Raw genomic sequence first — 12,073 nt, 5'->3', positions numbered from 1 at the left:
ATATTGCTTTTTAACTCCTATCCATTCTGATTAATACTTGTTCTGGAGTCACTTTATCTCCTTTTTGACATAACACCTCTGCAACCACACCATTCATCGGTGCTTGTATTTCTGTTTCCATTTTCATTGCTTCAATTACTAATACAACTTGCCCTGCTTTTACCTCTTCCCCAACCTGCACATAAATTGCAATAATAGAACCAGGAATCGCTACGGTAATATCCCCAGGCCCCCTCTTGTTGTTTGTAATAGAAAGAGCCTTTTTCTCCCCAAGTTCCGCACGTTCCACGACCACTTCTTCAGGAACACCGTCAACCCATAAAAAACAGGATTGTTGACCATGCTCAATCGTTCCAAAGCCTGCGACCTTTACATGATAATTTTCACCATGAAGAATAATATCAAATTCAGACATGACAGAATTATCTGGCATGCTTGATTGAGCCAACAAAGGTTCAGGAATTAATTGATTATTTTTACGTTGTTCTAAAAATTGACGTCCAATCTCGGGAAACATGGCATAGAGAAGAACATCTTCATCGCTTAGCGCCAGATCCCCTATTTCATTACGTAATTGATTTAATTCATTAGGTAACAAATCGGCAGGCCTTATTTCTATGACTTCTGTTCTTCCAATAGCCTTCTTGCGCAAAGTAGAACTAATTTTTCCAGGAGGAATCCCATATTTTCCTTGACAGTAAAGTTTCACCTCATTCGTTATTGTTTTGTATCTTTCTCCTGTTAGAACATTAATAACAGCTTGAGTTCCAACAACTTGAGACGTTGGAGTAACCAAAGGCGGATAACCTAAATCCTTACGAACACGAGGTATTTCATTATGGACTGCATCCATCTTGTCTAAAGCATTCTGTTCTTTCAACTGATTATATAAATTAGATATCATGCCACCAGGAACCTGATACAATTGAACACGAGGATCAATATTCTGCGCTTCACTTTCAAATTGAGAATATTTCTTGCGTACCGTTTTAAAATAATCATCTATTTCTAATAAAATGTTTAAATTCAATTCTGTGTCATACGGAGTGCCTGTCAACGCGGCAACCAAAGCCTCGGTAGGTGGATGTGAGGCACCTCCCGAAAAGGATGAGATCGCAGTATCAATATGATTACAACCTGCTAGAACTGCTTCATAATGACATATACTTGCCAATCCAGAAGTAGAATGACTATGTAAATGAACAGGTAATCCTGTCACTTGTTTTAAACCAGTATATAACTCAACGGCTGCTGAGGGAGTTAACAAACCCGCCATATCCTTAATAGCAATACTGTCGCATCCCATTTCGGCCAATTTTTTCCCAAGTTCCAAAAAATTGTCCAATGTATGCACTGGGCTAGTAGTATAACAAATCGCTCCTTGAGCATGCTTTTTATGTAATTTGATTGAGTCTATAGCTACTTTTAGATTTCGTGCATCGTTTAAGGCATCAAACACCCGAAATACATCCACTCCATTATTTACCGCTAATTTAACAAATGATCTAACCACATCATCCGCATAATGTCTGTAGCCTAACAAGTTTTGGCCACGTAATAGCATGGAAAGTTGGGTGTTTGGTAATGCTTGACGAAGTTGACGTAATCTAAACCAAGGATCTTCCTTTAAAAATCGCAAACAGGCATCAAAAGTGGCACCTCCCCATACTTCCATAGCCCAAAAACCAACGTTATCCATTTTATTACAGATGGGCAACATGTCTTCAGTACGCAATCTTGTGGCAATTAAACATTGATGCGCATCACGTAAGGTAACATCTGTTATAAACGTTTTAGCCATAAAGCTGTTCCTGATACTTGAAATAAATAACAATATCACAACCCTAAAATCAGAGCATCCTTCAAACTATAGCAACTTGCTATATGCTTAATTAATTTCTCGCAAAACTTGCGGAGATCTTGCCGATATCCTCTTGGATATATAGACATATTCCTAAAGTTCAGGCAAAATCTGCAAATCTCAGACTATACTGATGTCTAATGAAAAAAATTCTAGTATTACATGGTCCCAATTTAAATCTTTTAGGTTCCCGTGAGCCATCAATTTATGGACATACTTCTTTAACTCAAATAAATTCTGATTTAATCCAGGAAGCTGAAAATGCGGGTATTCAATTAAGCTGCTATCAAAGTAATGCGGAAGCAGAGCTAATTCACGCCATTCATCAGGCCAAAACTGATAAAATCAATTACATTATCATAAATCCTGCCGCATTTACTCATACAAGTGTCGCCCTGAGAGATGCTTTAAGTGCGGTTGCTATTCCATTTATTGAGGTTCACTTAAGTAACATTTTTTCCCGTGAAACTTTTCGCCACCATTCTTATTTCTCCGATATTGCCTTAGGTATAATTAGCGGTTTTGGTGCGCAAGGGTATTTACTGGCCTTACAAGCAATTATTAAAGAATTAAAGTAGAGAGAAAAAACAAATGGATATCAGAAAAATCAGAAAGCTAATTGAACTCCTGGAGGAAACTGGCATTTCAGAAATTGAAATCAAAGAAGGCGAGGAATCATTAAGACTAAGCCGTCATGGTAACATATCAACTGAAGCCCCTCAAATTCATTACGTTGCCCCACCTCCAACAAAGCAAACGGCACCAATTCCATCTTCCGGTGTCCCGGCAGGAGAATCACATGCGGTTGAAAATAAACAATCTCTCTCAACCGCTTCAGGGCATAAAATTCGTTCTCCAATGGTTGGAACAATGTACACTGCGCCATCACCAGACAACCCCCCTTTTGTAATAGTGGGACAATCCGTTAAAGCCGGTGATACCTTATGTATTATTGAAGCAATGAAAATGTTCAATGAAATTGAAGCTGATCGCGCCGGAAAGATCGTTGAAATTTTAGTAAAAAACGGGGACCCTGTTGAATATGACCAGGCCTTGTTTATTATAGAATAGAGAGGCGTGTCTATGCTCAGTAAAATAGTTATTGCTAATAGAGGCGAAATCGCACTTCGTATATTGCGTGCTTGCAAAGAGCTTGGCATTCAGACTGTCGCTGTCCACTCCGATGTTGACAAAGACTTATTGCATGTTCGTCTGGCAGATGAAACAGTATGTATAGGGCCTGCGCCCGCTCAAAAAAGTTATCTCAATATTCCGGCAATCATCTCCGCTGCGGAAATAACTGACGCGGTAGCTATACATCCTGGTTATGGATTTTTATCTGAAAATGCTGATTTTGCAGATATTGTCGAGCAAAGTGGTTTTCGTTTTATTGGACCACGTGGCGACTCTATTCGCCTGATGGGTGATAAAGTTTCTGCTATCGCTGCAATGAAAGCGGCAGGGGTTCCATGTGTTCCTGGTTCAGATGGTCCTTTAGGGGATGATGATAACCTCAATCTGGAGCTTGCGCGAAAAATTGGTTACCCAATCATTATCAAAGCCGCTGGTGGTGGCGGTGGACGAGGAATGAGAGTCGTTCACAGTGAATCCAATTTACTTAGCGCCATTGCATTAACCAGAAGCGAAGCAAAAGCAGCATTCAATAACCCAATAGTTTATATGGAGAAATTTCTGGAAAATCCACGGCATGTTGAATTCCAGGTCCTCGGCGATGGAAAAGGACATGCCATTCACTTGGGTGAACGTGATTGTTCCATGCAGAGGCGTCATCAAAAAGTAGTTGAAGAAGCCCCTGCTCCAGGAATCACTCCTGAATTAAGAGAAAAAATTGGTGCGTCAGTAATCAAAGCTTGTCAGGAATTACAATATCGAGGTGCTGGAACCTTTGAATTTTTATTCCAGGATGGCTGTTTTTATTTCATTGAAATGAATACACGTATCCAGGTTGAACATCCAGTAACTGAAATGATAACTGGTATCGATTTAATTAAAGAACAAATCAAAATTGCCAGCGATATCCCTCTTACTTTAACTCAAAAAGACATTCAGTTATGTGGTCATGCTATTGAATGCCGAATCAACGCAGAAGATCCAAAAACGTTCATGCCTTCCCCTGGAACTATAAAATTGCTCCACCAACCAGGAGGTCCCGGCATTCGCTTTGATTCTCACATCTACAGTAGCTATGTGGTACCACCTAATTACGATTCTATGATAGGAAAATTGATAAGCTATGGAGCTACAAGAGCGGAAGCAATTGCCAGAATGCGAAACGCTCTCGATGAAATTATTATTGATGGTATAAGAACCAATATTGAATTACACCAACGTATCCTTCATGACAAATCCTTTATTGAAGGTGGCACCAATATTCACTATTTAGAAAAAATGCTCAAGGATTAATAAACGTGTGGTTTCAATTAAAAATAGAACATTGTCCCAATGAAGAGATTGAGGAAATTACTGAAGAACTAGAAGAACATGGTGCTTTATCTATTATGCTCACGGATAAAAATGACAACCCTGTTCTTGAACCAGAGCCAGGCGCCATGCCTCTATGGCCGGAGGTCATTATTCATGCCTTATTTGCCCAAGCAGAAGAAGTACAGTACGTCAGAAAGCAATTAGCCGCTAAAAGACCTTCTTTACACTGCAGCTTGGAATCACTTGCTGATAAAGATTGGGAAAGAGCCTGGATGGAAGATTTTCAACCTCATCGTTTTGGTAAACGCCTGTGGGTTTGTCCAACTTGGCTAACACCACCTGAACCCGATGCCGTGAATTTAATACTGGATCCGGGATTAGCTTTTGGTACAGGGACACATGCTACAACTTCATTATGCTTAACTTGGTTAGAGCAGGCTGATTTAAAAAATAAATCAATAATAGACTATGGTTGTGGTTCAGGCATACTCTCTTTGGCTGCTATCAAATTAGGTGCCCAACACGTCTATGCTGTCGACATAGATAATCAAGCCCTGCAGGCGACTCAGAATAATGCCCATGTTAACCATATTGTTGAGAACCAACTGTCTATCAGCTCTCCAGACGCATTACAGGATCCCGTGCATCTTATTATTGCCAACATCTTGCTAGCCCCGTTAATCAGTTTAAAAGAGCGTTTTCATCAACTTCTCCCAAGAGGTGAAAAATTAGTCACATCGGGGATTTTGGAAGAGCAAGTTCCTTTGCTCATTGAAGCATATGACTCGGCATTCACTCATGTTTCAACAGAAAATTGTGATGGATGGTCTTTGCTGGTCTTTGCCAGTAAATAATAACTGTTTTCACTAAGGTAAATGTAAATGGCTAAAAAACAAATTTTCTCTTCATTCAAACCACGTCGAGCATTATTGAGTGTCTCAGATAAAAGAGGAATAAAAGAACTCGGACAAGCCTTGCATGAGCATGGTGTAGAATTAATAGCTACTGGTAATACAGCCGCTGTATTAAGGGAAAATAAATTGCCAGTAACTGATGTCAGTGATTGCACAGGATTTCCCGAGATTATGGATGGGAGGGTCAAAACGCTTCATCCTGCAATTCATGCCGGGTTATTGGCACGTGGCGAACAAGACAAACACATTTTACAAATGCATGGGATAAAACCTATTGATTTGGTAGTTGTTAATTTATATCCCTTTGAACAAGTAATTAGCCGCCCTGATTGTGATTTTAATCAAGCTATTGAGAACATTGACATTGGTGGACCAACCATGGTTCGGGCCGCTGCAAAAAATCATGCCTACACTTATGTAGTGGTTGATCCTGATGATTATTCAGAATTAATAAATTATTTACACGATCAAAAAATACCCTCTCATTGTGGGTTTGCCTTAGCCAAAAAAGCATTCGCCCATACTGCAGCCTATGACGCTGCAATTGCTAATTATTTGACCACTCTAGATAACGATTATACGCCAACTGGATTCCCGGATATTCTCACCTGTCAATTTAACAAGATCACCGATCTTCGCTATGGTGAAAATCCCCATCAACAAGCTATTTTTTATGCCGATAAAAATTCCCATCAAGGTTCTCTAGGTACGGCAACTTTGTTGCAGGGAAAACAATTATCCTATAATAATATTCTTGATGCAGATGCCGCCCTTGATTGTGTTAAATCATTTTCCAATGAAAAATCAGTTTGCGTCATCGTCAAACATACTAACCCTTGCGGCATTGCTTTAGCGGATAGTTCACTAGGTGCTTATTTAAAAGCTTTCCAGAGCGACCCTGTGTCAGCTTATGGCGGAATTATAGCGTTCAATGGGACTCTGGACGGTGATACTGCTAAAGCCATACTTGAAAAACAATTTGTCGAAGTCATTATTGCACCTGATGCTAATGAGGAAGCAAAAAAAATTCTGGCAACTAAAGAAAATATTCGTGTTTTGCTAACAGATTTTTGGCAGCAAGGCACAAGTTTTAGATTAAATATGAAAAAAGTAGATGGCGGTTTATTAGTTCAAGAACATGATTCTCTATCTCTGGAATCCTGTGAACTACAAACCGTCACCCAGATAAAACCAACCGAGCAGCAAATAGAGAATTTAATGTTTGCATGGTTAGCAGCAAAGCATGTGAAATCTAACGCAATAGTATATGCCAAAGATTTGGCTACTATAGGTATTGGAGGCGGTCAAACCAGTCGAGTAATGAGCGCTCGAATTGGTTTATGGCAAGCAGAGCAAATGGGATTTGACCCTCTGGGCTCTGTGATGGCATCAGATGCTTTTATTCCTTTTCCAGACACTATTGAAATCGCAGCAAAAGCAGGGATATCATCAATTATTCAACCAGGCGGCTCTATCAGAGACGAACAAATTATCGCTTGTGCTGAACAATATGGTATAGCGATGATTTTTACAGGAATACGTCATTTTAAACATTAGGGTCTGTTGACAATTCGCTAGATATTATGACTCAAATTCAATTGTAAGCTTGACTAACTTGAATAAAGAGCAGTATATAACGTATCATCTTCTTTTTAATTGAAGCTTTTTGAAGACTTCTTTTGTAGGCCCTTTGGATTTTGTTATAAAGCAAGACACAAGTGTTTCGAGGAGCAAAGTTTACCTATATAAGTAAATGAGAACCATAGAAACATCTCTTTTCACCTTGCTGTAAGGCAAAAGATACAGGTTATGCAAGAAGTCTAATGCGTAATCTAATCTCATTTGGAGTAATAATATGACAACTGAGCAATACCCATCCTCACTTGTCAGCCGTCTTGCAATCACAGAACCTGCGCTAGTTCCAAGTGGATACTATCGCTCGAAATTATTTATTGCCCCATTTTCTACAAATATTTTGGTTGCAGCAGCAGGGCCATTACTGTCCTTATTAGAAAGACTTTGCTTAAGTCCATCTTTACCTCCAGTAGAAGATATACGAGAAAATATACTGCATGAACTACGTGCCTTTCACAGTAAATTAGACGCATCCAAATACCCTTTGGATATTATTAGCATTGCCCAATACTTATTATCAGCTACTATTGATGAAATATTAGGTAAAAATTATCTCAGAGTTTACAACCTGACAGCAGAATTTAAATCATTTACTCCATTATCAAGCGATGGTGCGCAACCGCAACAACGTTTTTTTGAAATACTTAATTACATTAAAGAGAGACCAAACCAATTCCTTGATTTAATTGAATTAGTTTATTTTTGTCTGATTGCCGGATTTGAGGGAGAATATCATCTAAAAGCTGATGGGCGACAAGTGCTTGATAATACAATTGAAGATTTGTATCAAATAATTCAAAAACATCGTTTCAATAAACCACTTCGCTTGTTTAATGAAAATCCTATACCTAAAACTATTAAAAAAAATTATAAAGCCACTATGATCACTACTTTTGTTGCCGTAAGTGTTGTAATTCTGGCTTTCTTTACTAGCCATATTTTATTAGAAAGTAAAGCTAAAACGGTTTTATTTGGACATACTCAACTTGCTATGCTGGAAAACTAATGGACAACTCATTACGAGCATTATGTGATGCTATAAAAAAAATTCTCTCTCAACTAAAGCCACAGATTAATCAATTATCATTTATCGTCATCACTGGAAAAAATGCCCAAGGAAAATCTGCTTTGCTAAAACAGAGTAACATGGAAGAAATGCCAGTATTTAGCGAAGAGCTTGCCAAACTTTATTTTAATCAAAGAGGAATTATAGTCGAGCTTGGTGAAAATTGGCTTACTAATAGTAAAACATTATTACTAACAACACTAAAGCAATTAAATAAATGTAATCGACATCTCAAAATTACCGGTCTAATTTTATGTGTAGATGTCAATGATTTATTAATATCCGAACCAACACAATTTGCTGAACAAAAAAAATCTCATCTACAACTCATTCATCGTTTAGGTGCTAATCTGGGATATCAAGCTGAATTAGCTTTAATATTCACTAAAATGGATACTCTGGCAGGTTTTTCTGAATTTTACCAAATGGACCATACCAACGATCTATCCAAACCACTTGGATTCTCCTTGGATTGTGTAAACCAATTAAGAAAAAAAATTGAAACTTACTCTCTACAATTCAATCAATTAATTGAAGCTATTGGGCAACAGGTTATCAATAAAATGCATCCCGTACGCTCAACGATTAAACGGAGTCTGATCCGTGAATTTCCATTGCAATTAGCAAGTTTAAGAGCACCAATTCAGACATTAATTCAAGGAATTTCACCAAAATTATTTCATCTTCACTCTATTTTTTTCACAAGTGCTGAACAGGGTGGGGTAAGCATTGACAGGCTAAACAAAAAAATACAACACGAATACGCTTTGATGGTACAAGATACCTTTCCGCAAGCAACCAATTTCAGATCTTATTTTGTGGAAGGCGCTGTAAAAACAATCCAGGAACAATGTGGTCAAATACCACACATTGCAAAATTTCCTCAAAAATCATTTATTGCTATTGCGGCAAGCTTGGCTGGCCTCAGTTTATTAATTCTAATTTATAATCACTATAAAACATCCCAGATCCTGGATGAAGCCAGCAAAGAATTACTTACCTATGAAGCACTTAACAATCAGAAAAACAATGGGGCGCAAGCTTTATATCATTTATCGCAAGCGGCAAATAAAATTAACCATATAGCCTCAAATTCTATATCTCTCCCGACGGTGCATCAATTAAAATTAAATCTTCAAAGCAATACTCAAAATCGTTTACAAGGAGAATTTCTACCTTCATTAACTAATGAGTTAGAACAAGTCATTACAAATCCCAGCAACACACCCATAACTCGCTATAAAGCCCTGAAGATTTATTTAATGTTAGGACAACCAGAACATTTTACCGCGCAACCCATATTGGATTGGTTCCAGCACCAATGGCAAGGACAAACATCAGGTACTAATCAAAAACAATTAGCTCTTCTTAAGCAGACTCTTAATAAGCCACTGCAAAATATACCCATAAAATCGCAAACAATTAGCGATGCCAGAAATTATCTTAACGCACTACCAACAAGTTATTTATACTATTCGATTGCTAAAGAGTATTTCCCCATAGAAAAACAAAAAATAATCATTGAAGGTTTTAATTTACCTACTGATGAAGTGCCTATCTATTTTACCAAAACCGGATTTGCAAAAATTATTAATGAATTGCCTAAAATTACCAATACTCTTCAGGCTGAAAATTGGGTACTCTCAAGGCAGGATTTGTCTCAACTACATAACATGCTTATTCAGGCCTATTGTTTTGATTACGTCACATGGTGGCAAACCTTCATGAAGAAATCTCAACCTCTTCGTTATCAGGATTATCAACAAGGTCGTCAATTAACCAAAATAATACAACAATCAAATTCGTTTTATAAATTTGTTAATCTTATTCAACAGGAAACAAAACCAGATTTAACTGAAAACATATCCACTTTTAACCAATTCATTGCCAATCAATTTACTGATTTAAATTTAACCACATTATCTAGTATAAAAGAATTAGGTATTAGAATTTCTGAATTGGAACGATTTATTTCGACCTTATCCGTTGTAAACGACGGAGGTAGAACCGCTTTTACCATTACACGTTCTCGTTTTATTAATGAAAACTCATCTGATCCAGTGAGCATGCTTTACAATCAGGCAAGGCAATTACCTGAACCTTTAAGTACTTGGACAAAACAAATAGCCGGTGACGCTTGGGTTATATTAATTCGTGACAGTCGTCAGTATATTAACCATCAATGGCAAAAAACAGTCTATGGGGAATTCCAAAACTCTATTGCCCAACGATATCCTTTTGATTCTTCACAAACTGCAGAAATCGATATTGCAGATTTTAACCGCTTTTTCTCGGCACATGGCTTGCTGAATACCTACACTGAGCAATATATTAAACCATTCCTGGACACTTCAACTCCTGAGTGGAAACCTAAAGCGGTTAATGGTTTTATTTTACCTATTTCAAATGAAGTAATTGATGAATTGATTCGTGCCAACATTATCACTAATATGTTCTTTCCTGATCACAGTGACACAAGTAAAATTGATTTCAGTTTGCAAAAAATAAATCTTGACCCAGTAGTTTCCAGTCTACTGCTTGAAATTGGTGAAACAAAATTAATGGATAATCAAACCAGCGATTCATTTACACGTTTCAGTTGGCCTCAAAATAATGCCAAATTAGCTCTTGATTCTATTGAAGGAAATCATTATGAGCTCACAGAGCATGGAGCCTGGGCAATATTTAAATTACTTGAGAAAGTTAATGTCCTGGTTGATGATCAAGACAGCTCTAGCCTCCAAATACTTTTTGAAGTGAATAGCAACTCTGGTCGTTATTTATTAAAAACAAACAATCAGATCAACCCCTTTACACCAGGGATATTAAATGGATTTACCTTAAACGATCACATAGTGTAATTATGGAACACAATGTAAGATGCAGCATTTTTGCTGGATTATATGGAAATGCTTTGGAATGGTATGATTTTTTACTCTATGCCAGCTTTGCCCCTGTTTTTGCAGAGATTTTTTTCCCTTCAAAAATCCATTTTGTCTCTCTTATAGCAACATTCAGCCTGTTTGCAATAGGATTTATCATGCGGCCGATTGGTGGTCTTCTGTTAGGACACTACGCTGATCATGTTGGAAGACGGAAGGCATTAATACTTTCTATGTCGGTTATGACGATATCTACCACACTGATTGCTATGTTACCTGATTTTAATTCCTGGGGAATTATGGCCCCCATTTTGTTTTCCACTTTAAGGCTTATCCAGGGTCTAGCCGTTGGAGGAGAGCTCCCAGGATCCACAACTTACCTAATTGAACACATGTTTCAACACAAAAGAGGATTGGCAGGAAGTTTAGTGTTAAGCAGCGCCTTTTTAGGTATTTTTGTAGGAGCTCTTACTGCATCCATATTCAGTACTCTATTTATTGGTAATTCTTTATTTAGCTGGGGTTGGAGATATGCTTATTTATTAGGAGGCATTTTAGGAGTTTTAGGTATTTATTTACGGATTAAGAGCTTTGAGTCGCCCACATTTCTTAGAGAGAAACACACCACAGAACTTCCTGCGAAATTAGTATTTACACGATTTAAACAACAACTGTTTTTATCCATAATGATTACGAGCATTCTTGCACTTGCCAACTATATGCTTATAGCCTATGTCACCACATTTTTAGTAAAATCTGAACATTTCCTTTTAAAAGATGCTTTATTAATTAATTTAATTGCTCTCGCTCTTTTGACGGTCCTGATCCCGTTAATGGGATTTATTTCTGATTTTGTGGGCCGTAAGCCCATTTTTTTAATGGGTTTGTTCTCCCTTTTTATACTAATATTCCCATTTTTTTGGCTCTTATTAAGTGGCAATTGGTGGAAAGCGCTAAGTTGTGAGTTATTATTGTCTATGGCATTAGCCCCTATCAATGCTACGGTACCAACTATTATTGCAGAAATGTTTCCAACCAGTATACGTGCGAGTGGAATTTCTATATCTTACAATATCGGTCAAGCATTATTTGGCGGTACCATGCCTTTAGTTGCTTTTATATTGATTGAATTAAGTAGTAATAAAATGGCTCCTGCATGGTATTTGTTCATATGGACCCTGGTTGTAATATCAATAACCTTTTCTATTCGTGAAAGCTATCAGAAGGAATTAATATAAAACATGAGGTTCAATTGGTTGTTAACTACTAA

Annotated in this window: 9 protein-coding genes; 8 read left to right on the top strand and 1 reads right to left on the bottom strand. The window is 37.6% G+C overall.

Annotated elements, in window-relative coordinates; translation table 11 throughout:
• Positions 1-10: 10 nt before the first annotated feature.
• The gene (gene oadA, locus ACZ5EK_RS02470; RefSeq protein WP_464431239.1) at positions 11-1,801 is read right to left on the bottom strand and encodes a sodium-extruding oxaloacetate decarboxylase subunit alpha; all 1,791 of its coding nucleotides are present in this window, start codon (positions 1,799-1,801) and stop codon (positions 11-13) included.
• A 200-nt stretch (positions 1,802-2,001) separates the two neighbouring features.
• Between oadA and aroQ the strand changes: the two genes are divergently transcribed.
• From aroQ to ACZ5EK_RS02430, 8 genes are all read left to right on the top strand, one after another.
• On the top strand, positions 2,002-2,439 hold the full coding sequence (gene aroQ / locus ACZ5EK_RS02465) for a type II 3-dehydroquinate dehydratase (protein ID WP_464431238.1): 438 nt from the start codon (positions 2,002-2,004) through the stop codon (positions 2,437-2,439).
• 13 nt (positions 2,440-2,452) lie between these two features.
• Positions 2,453-2,932, top strand: coding sequence for an acetyl-CoA carboxylase biotin carboxyl carrier protein (gene accB / locus ACZ5EK_RS02460; RefSeq protein ID WP_464431237.1), 480 nt, complete (start codon positions 2,453-2,455; stop codon positions 2,930-2,932).
• A 12-nt stretch (positions 2,933-2,944) separates the two neighbouring features.
• Entirely contained in the window at positions 2,945-4,285 is a 1,341-nt protein-coding gene (gene accC, locus ACZ5EK_RS02455; protein ID WP_464431236.1) for an acetyl-CoA carboxylase biotin carboxylase subunit, read from the top strand.
• A gap of 5 nt (positions 4,286-4,290) precedes the next feature.
• Entirely contained in the window at positions 4,291-5,160 is an 870-nt protein-coding gene (gene prmA, locus ACZ5EK_RS02450; RefSeq protein ID WP_464431235.1) for a 50S ribosomal protein L11 methyltransferase, read from the top strand.
• A 27-nt stretch (positions 5,161-5,187) separates the two neighbouring features.
• Entirely contained in the window at positions 5,188-6,777 is a 1,590-nt protein-coding gene (gene purH / locus ACZ5EK_RS02445) for a bifunctional phosphoribosylaminoimidazolecarboxamide formyltransferase/IMP cyclohydrolase (protein WP_464431234.1), read from the top strand.
• Between the two features lie 298 nt (positions 6,778-7,075).
• A complete protein-coding gene (gene icmH / locus ACZ5EK_RS02440) occupies positions 7,076-7,861 on the top strand; it encodes a type IVB secretion system protein IcmH/DotU (RefSeq protein ID WP_464431233.1) in 786 nt (261 codons plus the stop codon).
• Entirely contained in the window at positions 7,861-10,782 is a 2,922-nt protein-coding gene (icmF, locus tag ACZ5EK_RS02435; RefSeq protein ID WP_464431232.1) for a type IVB secretion system protein IcmF, read from the top strand. Before icmH ends, icmF begins: the two co-directional genes overlap by 1 nt.
• Positions 10,783-10,784: 2 nt before the next feature.
• On the top strand, positions 10,785-12,041 hold the full coding sequence (locus tag ACZ5EK_RS02430) for an MFS transporter (protein ID WP_464431231.1): 1,257 nt from the start codon (positions 10,785-10,787) through the stop codon (positions 12,039-12,041).
• Positions 12,042-12,073 lie beyond the last annotated feature (32 nt).

This window comes from Legionella sp. JM-2024, assembly GCF_055389095.1.
The sequence above is the reverse complement of the archived record's forward strand: the minus strand, read 5'-3'. Positions and strand labels throughout refer to the sequence as shown.